At 56.2% G+C, this 16,894-nt stretch carries 14 protein-coding genes and 1 tRNA gene; 6 read left to right on the top strand and 9 right to left on the bottom strand.

From position 1 onward, the window contains the following. Positions 1-11: 11 nt before the first annotated feature. The 3 genes from AC3WOK_RS09500 to AC3WOK_RS09490 form a co-directional block, all read right to left on the bottom strand. On the bottom strand, positions 12-344 hold the full coding sequence (locus AC3WOK_RS09500; RefSeq protein ID WP_059310252.1) for a type II toxin-antitoxin system PemK/MazF family toxin: 333 nt from the start codon (positions 342-344) through the stop codon (positions 12-14). Further along, the gene (locus AC3WOK_RS09495) at positions 345-602 is read right to left on the bottom strand and encodes an AbrB/MazE/SpoVT family DNA-binding domain-containing protein (protein ID WP_045286302.1); all 258 of its coding nucleotides are present in this window, start codon (positions 600-602) and stop codon (positions 345-347) included. 456 nt (positions 603-1,058) lie between these two features. Continuing rightward, on the bottom strand, positions 1,059-1,448 hold the full coding sequence (locus AC3WOK_RS09490) for a RidA family protein (protein WP_059310254.1): 390 nt from the start codon (positions 1,446-1,448) through the stop codon (positions 1,059-1,061). A 140-nt stretch (positions 1,449-1,588) separates the two neighbouring features. Between AC3WOK_RS09490 and AC3WOK_RS09485 the strand changes: the two genes are divergently transcribed. Continuing rightward, positions 1,589-2,509, top strand: a complete 921-nt coding sequence (locus AC3WOK_RS09485) for a LysR family transcriptional regulator (protein WP_492354399.1) — start codon at positions 1,589-1,591, stop codon at positions 2,507-2,509. Between the two features lie 54 nt (positions 2,510-2,563). Here the strand turns inward: AC3WOK_RS09485 and cbl are convergent, their stop codons facing one another. Together cbl and nac are read right to left on the bottom strand one after the other, a co-directional pair. After that, the gene (gene cbl / locus AC3WOK_RS09480; protein ID WP_047346080.1) at positions 2,564-3,514 is read right to left on the bottom strand and encodes an HTH-type transcriptional regulator Cbl; all 951 of its coding nucleotides are present in this window, start codon (positions 3,512-3,514) and stop codon (positions 2,564-2,566) included. 96 nt (positions 3,515-3,610) lie between these two features. Continuing rightward, positions 3,611-4,528: a nitrogen assimilation transcriptional regulator NAC gene (gene nac, locus AC3WOK_RS09475; RefSeq protein WP_045908128.1), complete on the bottom strand. Its 918-nt coding sequence runs from the start codon at positions 4,526-4,528 to the stop codon at positions 3,611-3,613. 321 nt (positions 4,529-4,849) lie between these two features. Here nac and AC3WOK_RS09470 point away from each other — a divergent pair. Continuing rightward, positions 4,850-4,925: transfer RNA gene (locus tag AC3WOK_RS09470), tRNA-Asn, on the top strand. A gap of 134 nt (positions 4,926-5,059) precedes the next feature. Here AC3WOK_RS09470 and ldtA read toward each other — a convergent pair. The 3 genes from ldtA to AC3WOK_RS09455 form a co-directional block, all read right to left on the bottom strand. Beyond that, positions 5,060-5,956, bottom strand: coding sequence for a L,D-transpeptidase (ldtA, locus tag AC3WOK_RS09465; protein ID WP_492354398.1), 897 nt, complete (start codon positions 5,954-5,956; stop codon positions 5,060-5,062). Positions 5,957-6,019: 63 nt separating this feature from the next. Further along, complete coding sequence (locus AC3WOK_RS09460; RefSeq protein ID WP_492354397.1) at positions 6,020-8,713, bottom strand: cation-transporting P-type ATPase; 2,694 nt, start codon at positions 8,711-8,713, stop codon at positions 6,020-6,022. A gap of 47 nt (positions 8,714-8,760) precedes the next feature. Then, complete coding sequence (locus AC3WOK_RS09455) at positions 8,761-9,192, bottom strand: universal stress protein (protein ID WP_063432480.1); 432 nt, start codon at positions 9,190-9,192, stop codon at positions 8,761-8,763. A 396-nt stretch (positions 9,193-9,588) separates the two neighbouring features. Between AC3WOK_RS09455 and AC3WOK_RS09450 the strand changes: the two genes are divergently transcribed. From AC3WOK_RS09450 to AC3WOK_RS09440, 3 genes are read left to right on the top strand one after another with little or no spacing between them, the layout of a single operon-like run. Next, entirely contained in the window at positions 9,589-10,674 is a 1,086-nt protein-coding gene (locus AC3WOK_RS09450) for an efflux RND transporter periplasmic adaptor subunit (RefSeq protein ID WP_447855916.1), read from the top strand. After that, positions 10,674-13,736, top strand: a complete 3,063-nt coding sequence (locus tag AC3WOK_RS09445; RefSeq protein ID WP_447855917.1) for an efflux RND transporter permease subunit — start codon at positions 10,674-10,676, stop codon at positions 13,734-13,736. Before AC3WOK_RS09450 ends, AC3WOK_RS09445 begins: the two co-directional genes overlap by 1 nt. Then, entirely contained in the window at positions 13,733-14,698 is a 966-nt protein-coding gene (locus AC3WOK_RS09440; RefSeq protein WP_447855919.1) for an acyltransferase, read from the top strand. The genes AC3WOK_RS09445 and AC3WOK_RS09440 overlap by 4 nt, the downstream gene beginning before the upstream one ends. On the opposite strand, the gene pagP is transcribed toward AC3WOK_RS09440, so the two are convergent. Then, positions 14,695-15,270, bottom strand: coding sequence for a lipid IV(A) palmitoyltransferase PagP (gene pagP / locus AC3WOK_RS09435; RefSeq protein WP_447855921.1), 576 nt, complete (start codon positions 15,268-15,270; stop codon positions 14,695-14,697). The genes AC3WOK_RS09440 and pagP overlap by 4 nt on opposite strands. A 256-nt stretch (positions 15,271-15,526) precedes the next feature. Here pagP and shiA point away from each other — a divergent pair, with 256 nt between their 5' ends. Beyond that, complete coding sequence (shiA, locus tag AC3WOK_RS09430; RefSeq protein WP_059310263.1) at positions 15,527-16,843, top strand: shikimate transporter; 1,317 nt, start codon at positions 15,527-15,529, stop codon at positions 16,841-16,843. Positions 16,844-16,894 lie beyond the last annotated feature (51 nt).

Genomic DNA, 16,894 nt, shown 5'->3' with positions numbered 1-16,894 from the left:
CGTTTCTGATCTTAATTCAGAATCGCATCCAGCCTCGCAAGCACTTCATTTACAACGGCGTCAGGTATGCGTTCCAGCCGCATGCCGTTCCTGGCAGCCATATCAATGGTTCTGGGCTGGTCGCAGCGAATAACGCCGATTGTTTTGGTCCCCGCCCCTTCCAGTGAAACGGTGAAACCTGCTGTACGCGCAAAGTTTCCGCCGCTGGTGACGGGAACCACTACCGGTAGCCGGGTCAGCTTGTTAAACGATGCCTTCGATACGATAAGTACCGGACGTTTTCCACTTTGCTCGTGGCCAGCAGTCGGATCCAGTGAAACAAGCCAGATTTCCCCTCTGTCCATTTACAGAATCTCCTTGCCCACCGCAGGCGCATCAATCCATTCCCGCTCCTCTTCGCTCATTTCAGCGTGCGGATCGCACTGCGCCAGCAGCTCCTCAAGCGAATAATGAGGCCGTTTCTGGGGTTCAATAATCAGGCAACCATTATTAATGGTCATGCCGACTTCGCTGTCCGTCGACAGTTCCAGCGTTTTCAGCACGGCGGGAGGAACCGCCAGCATGATGGATCCGCCAACCTTTTTCAGGCGAGTTGTATACATAGCGCACCTCCTAATATTATATTTTAATATAACATTCATGGCAGGAAGTGCGCAATTATTCATCAGATTCATGGTGATTTCCTTTTCATAATTAAGTGGGCAGAAAGCAGGCGGGAACGTTGCTCGTAGTAGGAAGGCCGAGAATAGAAAATTGTTTATGTGCTTCAAAGGAATATGGCGGATCGGATAAACGAAATGCGAGGCGGTTTCAGGACTGGAGCCGTGCCGGCGAAATGACAGCAATCGAGCGATTAAAGAGAGCTAAATTTGAAAAGCCTGCTTTTAAAGCAGGCTTTTTACTTTTGTGCATTCGGAAAATTTGCCGGGTGGCGGCTTCGCCTTACCCGGCCTACGGGACTGTAGACCCGGTAAGCGCAGCGCCACCGGGCAACAAACCGCTGCTTTCATAAATTTTCCTCTGTCTTATCTTTCGACTGGCGGAAAGTCCCGTAACGCTCAGGGCAGCCTGGCAATCACCTTAATCTCAAAGTGGAATCCGTACAGCCACGTCACGCCGATCCCGGTCAACGTAGGATAAGGCGCTTTCCCCCAATATTCTGGCAGGATACTCCAGATAGCGTCGAGGTTTGACTCGGGATCGACGACAAAGAGGGTCACGTCAACCACGTCAGCGAACGTGCAGCCCGCGGCCGCGAGGACAGCATTAAGATTATCGAAGGCCAGCCGGACTTGCGCTTTTAGATCGGGCTCAGGCGAACCATCCTCACGGCTGCCAACCTGACCCGAAACGAACAGGAAACCATTGGATTTGATGGCCGGTGAATAGCGATTGCGCTCATAGAGCGCCTGCCGACCGGTGGGGAAAACTGCATCGCGTGCCGTCATGTTTGTACCTTTGCAATGGGGCGAAATCAGCCCGGTGAACATAAGGACACTTTACAGGTGCAGGATCGGGCGGATAAACAAGCGACTTTGTCCATCATTGTTTGTAATATCCAAACAATCGGCGAAAAGAGAGGTATGGAATGGATCGTTTCGATGCGATGCGCGCCTTTGCTCGCGTGGTGGAGGCAGGTAGCTTCACAAAGGCTGCCCAAACGCTTCATATGAGCAAAACGACGGTGACGCAGCTCGTTCAGCAGCTGGAAGCGCGCCTACGCGTCAAATTGCTCCATCGCACCACCCGCAGGCTCGGCGTGACTCCCGACGGCGCGGTCTACTACGAACGCGTCATCCGCCTGCTGGCGGACATGGAAGATGCTGAAAACTGCCTGTCCAGCGCGGCGATGACGCCCAGGGGGCGGCTACGGGTGGATGTGCCCAGTCCGCTGGCCCGCCTCATCCTTGTACCGGCGCTACCGGCGTTCCACGCACGCTACCCTGACATCCAGTTCGACATGGGCGTGAGCGACCGGGTGGTGGATCTGATTGGTGACAGCGTGGATTGCGTCCTGCGCGGCGGCGAAATCAACGACCAGTTCCTCATAGCTCGCCATGTCGGACATTTGCAAATCGGCGTCTACGCCGCCCCCAGCTATGTGGAACGCCTTGGCGCCCCTGCGCACCCGCGAGAGCTGGAAAATTCCGACCATCGCAGAGTAGGATTCTTGTCCTCACGCACCGGCAAGATTGATCCTCTGGTACTGCGCAGTGAGAGTGAACATATTGAAATCACGGGCAGCTATGTACTTGCCGTGGATGATGGCAATGCTTACCTCGAAGCCGGGTTAGCCGGGTTGGGCGTGATTGCGCTACCCGTCTATATGGCGGCAGCGCATCAGGCTGCCGGCGCTTTGATTCCGTTGTTTACACAATGGCGTATAAGTCCAATGCCCCTGCACCTGGCGTTTCCGCCGAACCGCCACGTCAACGCTAAACTGCGCGTTTTTATTGACTGGATCGTTGAATTGATGCAGCAGCATGTCCCCACTACTTACAACAAGTGACGACATCCCTGTCCCCTGATTCGGTCAGCGCAGCGCTACCGGGCAAGCCAGCACTTAAATCTGGTAATCAATCGCCACTTCTTCCGGCTCCATCACCTGGCGTTTAATCTCATCGACGGACAGCCCGGCGTTGCAGAGCTCGATAAAGCGCCACACGTAGTTGCGCTGTAGCTGCCCGCGCTTCAGGCCGAGCCAGACGGTATTGGCGTCAAACAGATGGCGTGTATCCAGACGCACCAGATCCCCGGCCTCGCGCTCGCCGCCGGACTGTTCCGCCACCAGGCCAATGCCCAGGCCCAGCTCGACGTAGGTTTTAATCACATCGGAATCCTGCGCGCTCAGCACGATGTCCGGCGTTAACCCTTTACGGTTGAAGGCCTCATCAATACGCGAGCGCCCGGTAATGCCCTGGCGGTAGGTAATCAACGGCCACTTAGCAATCTCTTCCAGCGTCAGGGGAGAGACCTGATTCAGCGGATGATCGACCGGGAGTAATAAGCTGTGGTACCAGCGGAACCACGGGAAGGCCACCAGCAGCGGGTCGTTGCTCAGACGCTCGCTGGCGATGCCGATATCTGCCCCGCCGTTTTGCAGCAGCACTTCAATTTCCTGCGGCGTGCCCTGAATAAGCTCCAGACGGACATCCGGGAAAAGTTCGCGAAAGGCTTTAATCACCGGCGGCAGGCTGTAGCGGGCCTGGGTGTGGGTGGTGGCGATGGTAAGCACGCCAGAGGCGTCATTGGTAAAGAGATCCGCCAGGCGTCTAACGTTGCTGGCCTCGTTGAGGATCCGCTCAGCGATGGTGAGCAAGGCCTTGCCGGGCTCGGTCATGCCCAGCAGACGCTTGCCGCGGCGGATAAAGATCTCTATCCCCAGCTCTTCTTCCAGCTCGCGGATATGGCGGCTGACGCCGGACTGAGAGGTATAAAGCATGTTGGCGACCTCGGTCAGGTTGTAGTCCCGCCTGGCCGCCTCACGGATAATTTTAAGTTGCTGGAAATTCACGATTCACTCCGGCGCATCTGAGATAGCTCTATTGTTAGAGTCAGCTGAGCTGCAGAACAAATAATAAAAACCAGCATCTTATGCTTTTATGGAATATCAGCTCACGAGCTGAAGCTCACGGTTCTCAAGCGATGGCTTGCTGACCAGCGACATCAAAATCTCTTTGACCGCCTGCGCCTGCGGCGAGAGCGATCCGCGTGCGGACATGTTCAGCGACAGCGGCAGGCTCATTGAAGGCGTGGTGATGCGCGCCATCCAGCCGTTTGCCGCGCTGCACAGCGAGCGCGCGGCAGATTCCGGCAGAACCGTCACCCCCATTCCGCTGGCAATGGCCGCGGTCAGCGTGGAGATAGAGTCGATCTCGCCGATGATTTTTGCCGTCAGGCGGCGCAGGGAGAACGCTTCATCCACGCGCACGCGCACGGCGCTGTAATCGCGCGGCAGATAGAGGTTCATCTCTGCCACGGCGGTAAGGTCTACGCTCTGGCCCGGACAGTCGCGGGTGCCCACGAGGTAAAGATCTTCTTTCAGCAGCGGCTGGCTGGTGATCCCGGCAACCGGGGAGCGATCGTAAAGAACCGCCATATCCAGCTGGCCGCTCAGCAGTTTGTCATTCAGTACGGACCCGCTGTTTTCGTGCAGGTAAACCAGCACTTCAGGCAGCTCGGCGCGAACGGCCTGCAGCAGCGGCATGGTAATAGACGATGCGGCCGTTCCCGGCGCCAGGCCGATAGAAACGTGCCCGCTCAAGGTCTGACCCACGTTGTTTACCGCCAGCTGCGCCTGTTCACACTGGCGGAGGATGGTGCGCGCGTGGGTATACAGGATCTTACCGGCTTCCGTTGGCGTGACGCCGCGTTTGGTGCGAATCAACAGCTGCTGATCCATCTCGCCTTCCAGAGTAGCCACCTGCTGGCTCAGCGCAGGCTGCGCGATATGCAGCACTTCTGCCGCTTGAGTCAGGCTGCCGATATCGACGATTTTTACGAAGTATTTCAGTCGTCTTAAGTTCATTTTGCCCCCTGTTCGAAAATGCTGTGCCGGAACCGGCTGTCGTTGTTGAACAGGTTTTGCAATATGAATGCCACTTTTACCAGGCGGTCTGAATTGTTCGCTAAGCGCCTGAAAATAAGGAAACCTAATCACGGAGGTGGGTTTTATTACTGAAACAGCAGTTTATGATCTGCCCCATTAGGGGTATACGCGCACCAAAGCGGTGCATTCCGCTGGCAAAAACACCACTTTGCCGATTTTGTCAGCAAACGATCAAAAGGCGTTGATCCACCCTTTGACAAGGCGAACGCAGGTCGATAATATGCGCCCCGTTCACACGATTCCTCTGTAGTTCAGTCGGTAGAACGGCGGACTGTTAATCCGTATGTCACTGGTTCGAGTCCAGTCAGAGGAGCCAAATTTGAAAAGCCTGCTTTTAAAGCAGGCTTTTTGCTTTTCTGCAGCGGGTAAAATTGTCGGGTGCCGGCTTCGCCTTACCCGACCTACGGGACTGTAGGCCCGGTAAGCGCAGCGCCACCGGGCTAAACGAACTCATTGACTGAGCTTCACCGGCATCCCCGACCGCCGCTCCAGTTCGGCTCCCGCTCCCTCGTTTACCAACTGTGTCCGCTGCGCGGCTGAAATTGGCAGCGGAACCTTATTGGTTGATTCAAATTCCGCACGGTTACGTGACAGCGGCTCATGCACCTCCACCCAGCGGCTACCGTCCGGCTCGGTGGTGGTTTTCACGGGCCGATCGATAAGCTGCACGCGGGTTCCAACGGGGACATTATCGAAAAGGTATTTGATGTCGTTATTACGCAGACGAATACAGCCCTGGCTCACCCGCAGCCCGATGCCGAAATTCGAGTTTGTGCCGTGAATGGCGTACAGCCTGCCGATATAGATCGCATACAGCCCCATCGGGTTATCTGGCCCGGCGGGCACGAATGCCGGCAGCGTTTTCCCCTCTGCCGCATAGGCGCGGCGCGTATTGGGCGTGGGCGACCAGGTGGGTCCCTCCTGCTTGCGCTCAACCGCCGTCACCCAGTTACGCGGCGTTTCACGCCCGGCCTGGCCGATGCCGATGGGCAGCACTTCAACGGTGTTACCGCCTAGCGGATAATAGTAGAGGCGCATTTCTGCCGCATTCACGATAATGCCTTCCCGGACGGTGTCAGGCAAAATCAGCTGCTGGGGTATGACCAGCCGGGTACCGGATTTGGGCAAAAAAGGATCCACGCCCGGGTTCGCTTCCAGCATATTGCTTAGCCCCTGCCCGTAGCGCGCGGCAAAGGCTTCCAGAGGCAGCGTGTTGCCTTCAGGAACGTTGATGATAATCGGGGTTCCCACCAGACGACTGCCTTCCGGCGGTAGAGGATAGGTTACGGCAAACGCACCGGGAACAGCGGCACACAGCGTAAGGACGAACCAGACAAGTCGAATCATAGTTTCCTGTGCTCAAAAAAAAGAGAAAGCCTGGGCTCAGGCAGGCTTTCTCAGTTTACGCTATCACGCCTCGGTTTTGCGCCACCTGTGCGTCAGTACTTTTTCCGCCTCGACAATAAGAAACATCACAAAACCAATCAGCAAGGTGATGACCCAATAGCGGAACGGCAGCGCCTCGGTGCCAAACAGCATCTGCATGAAGGGTGCGTAGATAATAAGAAGCTGTAGCGCCAGCAGTACGCCGCTCACGATCCAAATCCCTTTGTTCGCCAGCAGACCTTTGCTCAGCGAAAAGCCGTCATTCACGCGGCAGTTGAGCATGTAGAACCACTGCGCAGTGACCAGGGTTTGCAGCAGCACGGTGCGGATAAATTCCGCCGAATAGCCACGCGGCTGTAGCCAGGCTTCCAGCACGAAGGCGCTAATGGCAATCATCAAACCAACAAACACCACGCGCCAGATGGCATAGCCGTCCATCACATGAAGATTCGCCTTACGCGGAGGCCGGTTCATGATGTCCTTCTCACCCGCTTCAAACGCCAGGCCAAACGACAGCGTTGCCGACGTCGCCATGTTCATCCACAGGATCAGGACCGGCGTTAGCGGGATCAGGTTCCCCGCCAGCAGCGCGATGATGATCAGCAGGGCCTGCGCGATGTTGCTGGGGATAACGAACAGAATGGTCTTTTTCAGGTTATCGTAAACCCGACGTCCCTCGTGCACCGCACTGGCAATGGTGGCAAAGTTGTCATCCGTTAACACCATGTCGGCGGCTTCCTTGGTGACTTCCGTCCCCTTAATCCCCATGGCGATACCCACATCCGCCCGCTTGAGCGCCGGGGCATCATTTACGCCATCCCCGGTCATGCCCACGACTTCCTGTTTACTTTGAAGGGCCTGCACAAGGCGGAACTTATCCTCCGGGCTGGTACGGGCGAAAATATCGTACTGCTGGGCGGCGTCGCTCAGCTGACGATCGTCCATCGCCTCCAGCTCACGCCCGGTGATAGCGCTTGCGGCGTTACCAATCCCCAGCATTTGCCCAATGCTCATTGCCGTTTGCGGATGGTCGCCGGTGATCATTTTCACGCGGATCCCGGCCTGCAGACAGTCGGCAATGGCGGTAATGGCCTCCGGACGCGGCGGATCCATCATTCCTGCAATACCCAGCAGGATCACGCCATCTTGCAGGTCCGGGTGATCCAGCTCGCGTTGCCCCTCGTGGGCAGGTTTCCAGGCCGCAGCCACCATGCGCAGCCCTTCCCGGGCATACTCTTCAATCTTCCCTTCCCAGTAAGGCTGATCGAACGGCTGCAGTCCGTCATTCGTCTGCTGGTACTGGCAGAGGCGGAACAGGACGTCCGGCGCGCCAGTGATTAAAATCACCTCTTCATCGCCCAGCCGGTAGAGCGTGGACATGTATTTATACTGCGAATCAAACGGGATTTTACTGCGCATTTCGGTATCGAGCGGTGGGAGCGGGATTTTCGCCGCCAGCACCTTCAGCGCGCCCTCGGTTGGGCCCCCGGTGATTTTCCACAGCCCCTGCTCGTCTTTGATCAGCTGGCTGTCATTACAGAGGTCAATGGTGCGCAGGTAGCGTTCCAGCAGGGAACCCTGCGTCACGCTGACGGGCGTCGGGTCATCTACGGGGTGAATATTCCCCACCGGTTCGTAGCTGTCGCCCTCCACGCGGTAGGTCGCGTCAGCGGTAATCACCGCTTTGACCGTCATTTCATTCATCGTCAGGGTGCCGGTTTTATCCGAGCAGATGACCGTCATCGCCCCCAGCGTTTCCACCGTGGGCAGCTTGCGAATGATGGCCTTGCGACGCGCCATGGCCTGTACGCCAAGTGAAAGGATGATGGAAATGATGGCCGGCAGGCCTTCCGGCACGGCGGCAACGGCGAGGCTGATAAGCGACAGCACCAGTTCAGAAACCGGCATATCCCGGAACAGGAGACTAAAGACAAACAGCGCCACCATCATCACCAGGATGGTGATGAAGATGGTCTTACCGAGCTTATCCATCTGCACCATCAGCGGCGTGCGGTGCTTTTCAATGTCGGACATCATCTGATTGATGTGACCCAACTCGGTCTCGCCCCCGGTTGCTACCACCACGCCTTTACCGCCGCCGGAGCTGACGGTGGTGCCTGAGTAGAGCAGATTATACCGGTCACCTAAAGGCAGTTCCCCGCTTAACGCATCGCTGTTTTTCTCAACAACGGTGGATTCGCCGGTCAGGATGGCTTCCTCCACGCGAAGATTATGCGCTTCAATCACGCGCAGATCCGCAGGGATCCGATCCCCGGCGCGGATCACCACGATATCACCCGGGACCAGCGCCGTGGTGGGGATCGTTTCATGATTCCCCTGCCGTACCACCACGGCTTCGCTGGAAAGCATATTGCGAATGCTCTGCAACGATTTTTCAGCATTGCTCTCCTGGATATGGCCAATCAGCGCGTTAATGATGGCAACCCCAAGGATCACAAACATGTCTACCCAGTGGCCCATAAAGAGCTTAAGCAACGCGGCCACCAGCAGAACGTAAATCAATACGTCGTTAAAATGCGCCAGGAAGCGCAGCCAGGCCGGTTTGCCCTTTTTTTGCGGTAACGCATTCTCACCGTGCTGCTGAAGTCGGGCTGATGCCTCAGTGCCGCTAAGGCCTTCCAGGGTGGAGTGGATATTCGACAGGGTTTCGTCAACGGTTTGTTGATAATACGGACGTTCAGGTTTTCCTGTTTTCATCGTTCCTTCCTCAGGTTCTATTCAGAAATCACCTTGCTTCTCTGTAATTAACGAATAACGAAAACAGGAACATGTGCGTAACGAACAATACTTGCCGCCTCTGATCCTAACAAATGGGTTTGAATATTTGGATTTCGAGAGCCGACAATAATTGCACCGGCAGCAAGTTCATCCGCCAGCTTAATAACCTCATCACGAACGTTCCCGCTACGGACATGGAGATGAACACGCTCTTCTGGCAGATTCAATTTTTTGACCAGGTCAGACAGTTTTTCTTTCGAATTATTAATCATATATTCATCCATTTTGCGCGCATCTGAAATAAAACCACGCGTCAGTTCGGCTGAAAATTTGGGCATGACGTGCAGCAAATGAATGTCACCCGACGCGCTTTGCGCCAGAAACCGTGCATGCTGCAACGCTTTATCCGCCAGACCTGTCTCGTAGACATCCACCGGAACGAGAATGTTTTTATACATATCGAGCATCCTTTTTATAACCAACACGAGAGTGAATGAAGCAAAAAACGCATTAAATGCAGGGGGTTGCCCTTAATGCCAGTTACGATAAAAAGAGATGAATAATATTAAACGTAGCACAGGAATATCAGGTTTAGCGCTTCCCCACTGATAATGGTTATTTAACATTTATCTTTTCGCCGACTATGCTCATAGTCAGACACCGCTTCCGGCTCATGGAGGAATGTATGTATGGTTTAAGCCTGATCCGCCTGGGTATGTTTATTGCGCTTGCCATTATCGCCAGCACGGCGATTGGTTTATTTACCTATATGGTCGTCACTGTTCTGGCAGAATAGTGTCACCCCCTGTCCAGGTTATGGAATAAATAAAACAGTTATTTATTAGGGGAATACAGTGAACCGCTACCTCTCTCTTTTACCGTTCGTTTTGTTAACGCTCACGGCATGCGATCCGAAACCCAAGCAAGCCTCTCCCCTGCCCAGAATGGTAAAAGTGGCGGAGGTGACGGCTCCGGGTCACGCCCAGCAGCGCGTTTTTCCCGCCCGCATTGAATCGGGCGATGCCACAGACCTTTCCTTCAAGCGCGCCGGTCAAATTGAAACGCTTGATGTACGTCAGGGCGCTGCCATCAAGCAGGGGCAACAGCTTGCCAGACTGAATGCCCGTGAAGCCCAGCAGCGGGTAAATGACAGACAAACGGCGGCGACGCTGGCCCAGAGGCAGTTCGACCGCTTCCAGACGCTGGCAGGACGACAGGCCATTTCAAAAGCCGAGATGGACGTGCAGCGTGCGAACCGCGATTCGGCGAATGCGGCGCTGCAGATTGCCCGGGAAGAGCTAAATCAGATGACGCTCGTTGCGCCCTTTAGCGGGACGGCGGCCAGCGTGCACGTGCGAAACCATCAGGTGGTGTCCGCCGGTCAGCCCATCGCGACGTTAACCCGTACCGATCTGCTGGACGTGGTGTTCAGCATTCCTGAAAACCTGTTTAAGACCTTTGATATTCGCAACGCGCAGTACCGCCCCGTGGTGAAAATTAACGCCCTTCCGGATCGGGAATTTACCGCCGTCTACAAAGAGCATTCGGGCAGCAGCGACAGCAATACCCTGACCTGGCAAGTGATACTCACCATGCCGCGACCCGATGATTTTCCCGCCGTCGGTGGCGTAAGCGGTACGGTGACCATTAATTTAACCAATCTCCCGGCTGGCGCAGGCGCTCAGGCGCTCGTCGTACCGGTTGAGGCAGTCTTTAACCCGGACAACAGCCCGCGCAATGAGCCGCACGTCTGGGTCGTAACGGGAGAAGGCGACACGCTCCATCTTGAAGACCGCAAGGTCAGCGTGGGGCAAGTGAGTACCGAAGGCGTGGTAATCACCAGCGGGCTTAAGGCGGGCGAGCGCGTGGTGGCCGCAGGCGTTGGGGAGCTCCACGCTAACCAGCCAGTGCGTATCTGGACGCGTGAACGGGGACTGTAATGGATATCTCTCGTCAATTTATTAATAACCCTGTTCGCGTCTGGCTAACGATTCTGCTGCTGGGCATCGGCGGTATTTTCGCCCTGTTGAATATCGGCAGGCTGGAAGATCCCGCCTTTACCATCAAAACCGCCGTGGTGGTCACCCACTATCCCGGCGCATCCGCTCAGCAGGTTGAAGAGGAGGTTACGCTGCCGCTGGAGAATGCCCTTCAGCAGCTGCCTTATCTGGACAACGTGAGCTCCATCTCGTCAAACGGTCTGTCGCAAATCACCGTTAACATCGCTTCACGCTATCACTCGAACGAACTGCCGCAGATTTGGGATGAACTTCGCCGCCGCGTGGGCGATGCCTCGCGTCAGTTTCCGCCCGGCGTCATCGCGCCCTTTGTGAATGACGATTTCGGCGACGTGTTCGGCTTCTTCTTCGCCATTTCCGGAGATGAATTCAGTAATCCTGAACTGGTGAGATATGCGGAGCAGCTGCGCCGCGCGTTGATTCTGGTCCCCGGCGTCGCGAAGGTTGCCATCGGCGGGGCCATTAGCCAGCAGGTCAACATCGATATCTCCCTGACTAAAATGGCCGCGCGCGGCATTACGCTGAACCAGCTTTCCGCCCTGCTCAGCAGGCTTAACGTCGTTTCCAGCGCCGGAGAAATCACCTCCGGCACCGAATCCATTCGCCTGCACCCGACCGGTGAATTCGAGAATCTTGATGAACTGGCGGATATCATCATCACGCCTTCCGGCACCGGTGCGGCGACGCGCCTGCGGGATATCGCCACGCTGTCTCGCGGGCTGAACGAATCGCCAGCCAGTATCTACCATGCCAACGGCAAAAAAGCCGTCACCATGGGCGTCTCGTTTATTCCCGGCGTGAACGTAATCGACGTGGGCCACGCGCTGGAGGCGAAGCTAAACCAGATGTCGGCGGAAAAACCGGCAGGCATACAAATAGACCTGTTTTACGATCAGGCAGCCGAAGTGGGCCACTCTGTTAACGGTTTTATTATTAACTTCCTGATGGCGCTGGCGATTGTCATCGGCGTGCTGCTGATCTTTATGGGCGTACGCAGCGGGATCATCATTGCGTTTTCGCTCGCGCTCAACGTGCTCGGCACGCTGCTGATTATGTATCTGTGGGGCATTGAGCTGCAGCGCATCTCGCTCGGGGCGCTGATTATCGCCCTCAGCATGCTGGTGGATAACGCCATCGTGATTGTCGAAGGGGTGTTGATTGCCCGACAGCAGGGCTCGCCTCTGCTGGCCGCTGTGAACTACATCATCCGCCGCTCCGCCCTGCCGCTGCTGGGGGCGACGGTGATTGCCATACTGGCGTTTGCCCCTATCGGGCTGTCGCAGGATTCCACCGGGGAATACTGTAAATCACTCTTCCAGGTGCTGCTGATTTCCCTGATGCTGAGCTGGTTTTCGGCGCTCACCCTCACCCCGGTGCTGATTAAGTGGTGGTTGTTTAAAAACGACAACACCCCCGATAAAACCGATGAGTCAGATCCTTACGATAAACGACTCTACCGCCTCTACCAGCGCCTGCTTAACACGCTGCTGCACCATAAGGCATCGACGCTCATTGTGATGGCTGCGCTGCTGGCAGCGTCCGTCTGGGGTTTTGGCGCCGTACGGCAAAACTTTTTCCCGTCGTCTAATACGCCGATTTTCTTTGTCGACCTCTGGCTACCCTACGGCACCGATATTAAATGGACCGAGAAAATGACCGGCGATATCGAAAAAACCATTAACGGCCAGCCGGGCGTGGAAACCACCGTCTCAACCATTGGTCAGGGAAGTATGCGCTTTATTCTGACCTACAGCGGACAGCGGCAGTACAGCAACTACGCGCAGATCATGGTGCGCATGGACGACCAGCGCAACATCTCCGCCCTGACGCGCCACGTGGACGAGTACATCGCGCGAAACTATCCGCAGGTCAACGCCAGCACCAAGCGCGTGATGTTTGGCCCCTCCGGCGACAGCGCCATTGAGGTACGCATTAAAGGTCCCGATCCTGACCGGCTGCGCCTGATTGCCAGCCAGGTGGACGACATCCTCACCCGCGACCCGGCCACGGGCAGCGTCAGGAACGACTGGCAAAACCGCAGCAAGGTGATCCGCCCACAGTACGTTGCCGCCCTGGGCCGCGAGCTTGGCGTAGATAAACAGGACGTCGACAACGCGCTGGAGATGAATTTCTCCGGCAGCCGGGCGGGGTTGTATCGGGAAGGCAGTGACCTGCTGCCCGTGGTGGTGAGGCCCCCTGAAAGCGAACGGCTGGACGCCAATCACCTGAACAACGTGCTGGTGTGGAGCCAGACGCGGCAGCAGTATATCCCGCTGAGTAACGTCGTCAGCCGCTTTTCGCTGGAGTGGGAAGATCCGCTCATCCTTCGACGCGACCGCTCGCGGGTTCTGACGGTTCAGACGGACCCGGACCCGCTAAGCCAGCAAACCTCCGGCGATATTCTCGCCCGCGTGAAGCCGCAGGTAGATGCCCTTCCCCTGCCACACGGCTACAGCATTGAGTGGGGAGGCGACGCGGAAAACTCCAGCGAAGCGCAGCAAGGGCTGTTCACTACGCTACCTGTCGGGTATCTGGTGATGTTTGTCATTACGGTGCTGATGTTTAGCTCGGTGAAAAATGCCGTCGCCATCTGGCTGACCGTACCGCTGGCGCTGATTGGCGTCACGCCGGGATTTTTAATTACCGGCATTCCCTTTGGCTTTATGGCGCTGATTGGCCTGCTGAGCCTGAGCGGAATGCTCATCCGCAACGGCATCGTGCTGGTGGAAGAGATCGAACAGCAGAAAACGCAAAAGGATCAGCACAGCGCGATCGTTTATGCCGCCACCTCGCGCCTGCGCCCCATCCTGCTCACCGCGTTCACTACCGTACTTGGCCTGGCTCCGCTGCTGCTGGACGTTTTCTTCCAGAGCATGGCCGTTGTGATTATGTTTGGACTTGGGTTTGCTACAATCCTGACGCTACTGGTACTCCCGGTGATCTATGCGTGTTTCCATCGTAAGGACGAAGCCAAACAACAATGAATGCGACAGGGCTGAATATTATCAAGACGCTGGGCTGTATGACGGCGGTCACCTTCTTCACTATCTACAATACCTGGGATCATTATGATTACGACTATCACTGGATCCTTGGGCTTTTAACCTTTATTTCGACCATCGCCACGCCGCTTTTTTTTGTGGTTGCGGGCTATCTCGACGGACAATCCCGGCACGGCACCCGCTGGCAGTTGGGTAAGATTAAAAGTCTGATAATTGTTTTTCTGTTCTGGATAACGATCTACTACCTGTGGGAGCCTTACCAGCGCGGGTATTTAATCCAGCCCTGGTTCGTGTTCGCCTTTGTCGTGATTTACACCTTCCACCCGGCGGTGGAGTGGCTTAGCCAGCGGCGAGCGCTATTCTGCGGGGCGATTGCCGCCCTGCTGCTCTTTTCCTACGGATACGATCTGCTATCGGCGCTTTATCCTGAAACGCACGTCCTTTCGCTTTCACCGCAGTATCGGTTGTGGACATGGCTGCTGTTTTATCTGACGGGGCAACTCTTCTGCGACCCGAAAATCGCCGAGTGGATTAGCCGCAAAAATGTCGTCAGGGCGGCGGTTATCGCCATCCCGTTTATTTATCTCTTCACCTGGTTTTACGAACGCCACTTCTTTTTTGCCCTGTTCAAGGCCGACAGAAACGCCTTTATTCTTACCGGCTCGCAAATCTACATTCTGATTATTGCGCTGGTGATTGCGGCGAACGGGGTGCGCTTTCGCCGCAATGCTGAGTTTAAGGAGTCAGTGCTGGCCGCCATCAGCAAAACAATGACCGGCGTGTATATTGTCCACTACTCGGTGTTTCACCTGCTGACGGCGCTGATCCCGGTGACCTCTCTCGGTATGAAGCTGGCGCTGATTGTGCTCACTTTCGTCACCTCGGTGCTCTTCTCCATGCTGGTATTGTCCAACGCCGTGGCAAAAAAAGTGATCACCCTTTAAAAGCCTAAGCGCATCCAGGCAAAGAGCACGTTACCGTTGTTATAGGTTCCTGGAATATAGGTGAACTGGACGGTAACGCGCTTATAGCCGGCTGAAAACAGCGGGAAGATGAACGGTAGCGGCACGTAGTTGGCAAAATCATCTCGCGCCGTGATGCCCGCTGCGGCACCGAGCCCAAGGCGGAAATCTTTGGCATTATCCAGATACCAGCCCTTCTCCCAGCCATAGCCCATCGCGGGCTGCCATTCGTTGTGCGAGTCCTTGAACATCATCGCGAAGAGCGCGCTCCAGTTGCCCTCTTCGTTATAGCGGGAAACGCCCAGCCCGCCGCCCCACGGCATTTCGTTGTAATTGTCCGTTTTTTCTTTGTCGTACATAAAGCGAGCGTGCCAGCTAAGGAACGGCAGGTACAAATCGTAACGTTGCGGCTCTTCCCAGGTCTGGGATATATCCTCCGTCAGCGCATTCCACCAGCCGCTAATACGCTGTTCTCCATAGACTTTCGGCTCGGCATGAAGCGGTGCGGCGAATAAAAACAGGACAATCCAGATGGCCGAAAAGTTACGTTGCATCGTTTTTCCCTCAGCTTAAGTCACGCAGCGGTATCTATTACTGTAATCCATTCAGCACTAACCGGAGCCAAACAGACTGATTTATCTCGAGGCAGGGTAAGATGAAATTTATTTATTCAGCGCCTTCCGGAAAGATAAAAACGTTTTCTCAGGCGTTTTGTCGCGGTAGTCTCATAGGTTCCGTTTATATGACGGACGCAACGTGAGTGACCTTTTCTTATACCAATAATTAAAAATCAGTACAGACAGGACAACTATGGACTCCACCCTCATCTCCGAACGTCCCAACGAGGAGACATCTTCGCTCAATCGTGCCCGCCGCGCAGCCTTAGGCAGCTTCGCGGGTGCCGTCGTCGACTGGTATGATTTTCTGCTCTACGGCATTACCGCCGCCCTGGTCTTTAACCGCGAGTTCTTTCCGCAGGTCAGCCCCGCGATGGGCACGCTCGCCGCGTTTGCCACCTTCGGCGTTGGCTTTCTGTTTCGCCCGCTGGGCGGTGTGATCTTCGGCCACTTCGGTGACCGCCTCGGCCGCAAACGCATGCTGATGCTCACCGTCTGGATGATGGGGATCGCCACCGCGCTGATTGGCATTCTCCCTTCGTTTTCCGCGATTGGCTGGTGGGCGCCGGTATTGCTGGTCACGCTGCGCGCCATCCAGGGTTTCGCCGTGGGCGGCGAATGGGGCGGCGCGGCGCTGCTGTCCGTAGAGAGCGCGCCGAAGCACCGGAAAGCCTTTTACAGCAGCGGCGTGCAGGTTGGCTATGGCGTGGGTCTGCTCCTGTCCACCGGGCTGGTCTCCTTAATCAGCCAGCTCACCACCGACGAGCAGTTCCTGAGCTGGGGCTGGCGCATTCCGTTCATCTTCAGCATCGTGCTGGTCATTGCCGCGCTGTGGATCCGTAACGGGATGGAAGAGTCCGCTGAATTCGAACAGCAGCAGCAGGAAAAGCCGGCCGCCAAAAAACGGTTGCCGGTGATGGAAGCCCTGGTTCAGCACCCTGGCGCTTTTCTGAAAATTATCGCCCTGCGCCTGTGCGAACTGCTGACGATGTATATCGTCACCGCGTTTGCGCTGAACTATTCGACGCAGAACCTCGGCCTGCCGCGCGAATTGTTCCTCAATATCGGCCTGGTGGTCGGGGGGATCAGTTGCCTGACAATCCCCTGCTTCGCCTGGCTGGCGGACCGGTTTGGCCGCCGTCGCGTCTACATTACCGGGGCGCTGGTGGGAACCCTCAGCGCGTGGCCATTCTTTATGGCGCTGGAGGCGCAGTCGATCTTCTGGATTGTCTTCTTCGCCATCATGCTCGCGAACATCGCTCACGATATGGTGGTCTGCGTCCAGCAGCCGATGTTTACCGAACTGTTCGGCGCCAGCTACCGCTACAGCGGCGCAGGGGTGGGTTACCAGGTCGCAAGCGTTGTCGGCGGCGGGTTTACGCCGTTTATTGCCGCCGCGCTGGTGACCTTCTCCGGCGGAAACTGGCACAGCGTGGCCATTTATCTGCTGGCCGGCTGCCTGCTGTCGGCGGCGACGGCGCTATTGATGAAAGAGACGAGCCACCGCTGATCTCACTTTTGTTTCACAGGCGTGTGACATACTATCGGGTAGAGTCGCACA

It is taken from the genome of Enterobacter sp. FW301-JW81 (assembly GCF_058788735.1).
The sequence above is the reverse complement of the archived record's forward strand: the minus strand, read 5'-3'. Positions and strand labels throughout refer to the sequence as shown.

What these genes read in the sequence shown, in the direction of transcription:
- AC3WOK_RS09500 (WP_059310252.1), bottom strand. Translation starts at nt 344, where the DNA reads ATGGACAGAGGGGAAATCTGGCTTGTTTCACTGGATCCGACTGCTGGC.
- AC3WOK_RS09495 (WP_045286302.1), bottom strand. Translation starts at nt 602, where the DNA reads ATGTATACAACTCGCCTGAAAAAGGTTGGCGGATCCATCATGCTGGCG.
- AC3WOK_RS09490 (WP_059310254.1), bottom strand. Translation starts at nt 1,448, where the DNA reads ATGACGGCACGCGATGCAGTTTTCCCCACCGGTCGGCAGGCGCTCTAT.
- AC3WOK_RS09485 (WP_492354399.1), top strand. Translation starts at nt 1,589, where the DNA reads ATGGATCGTTTCGATGCGATGCGCGCCTTTGCTCGCGTGGTGGAGGCA.
- nac (WP_045908128.1), bottom strand. Translation starts at nt 4,528, where the DNA reads ATGAACTTAAGACGACTGAAATACTTCGTAAAAATCGTCGATATCGGC.
- ldtA (WP_492354398.1), bottom strand. Translation starts at nt 5,956, where the DNA reads ATGATTCGACTTGTCTGGTTCGTCCTTACGCTGTGTGCCGCTGTTCCC.
- AC3WOK_RS09460 (WP_492354397.1), bottom strand. Translation starts at nt 8,713, where the DNA reads ATGAAAACAGGAAAACCTGAACGTCCGTATTATCAACAAACCGTTGAC.
- AC3WOK_RS09455 (WP_063432480.1), bottom strand. Translation starts at nt 9,192, where the DNA reads ATGTATAAAAACATTCTCGTTCCGGTGGATGTCTACGAGACAGGTCTG.
- AC3WOK_RS09445 (WP_447855917.1), top strand. Translation starts at nt 10,674, where the DNA reads ATGGATATCTCTCGTCAATTTATTAATAACCCTGTTCGCGTCTGGCTA.
- AC3WOK_RS09440 (WP_447855919.1), top strand. Translation starts at nt 13,733, where the DNA reads ATGAATGCGACAGGGCTGAATATTATCAAGACGCTGGGCTGTATGACG.
- pagP (WP_447855921.1), bottom strand. Translation starts at nt 15,270, where the DNA reads ATGCAACGTAACTTTTCGGCCATCTGGATTGTCCTGTTTTTATTCGCC.
- shiA (WP_059310263.1), top strand. Translation starts at nt 15,527, where the DNA reads ATGGACTCCACCCTCATCTCCGAACGTCCCAACGAGGAGACATCTTCG.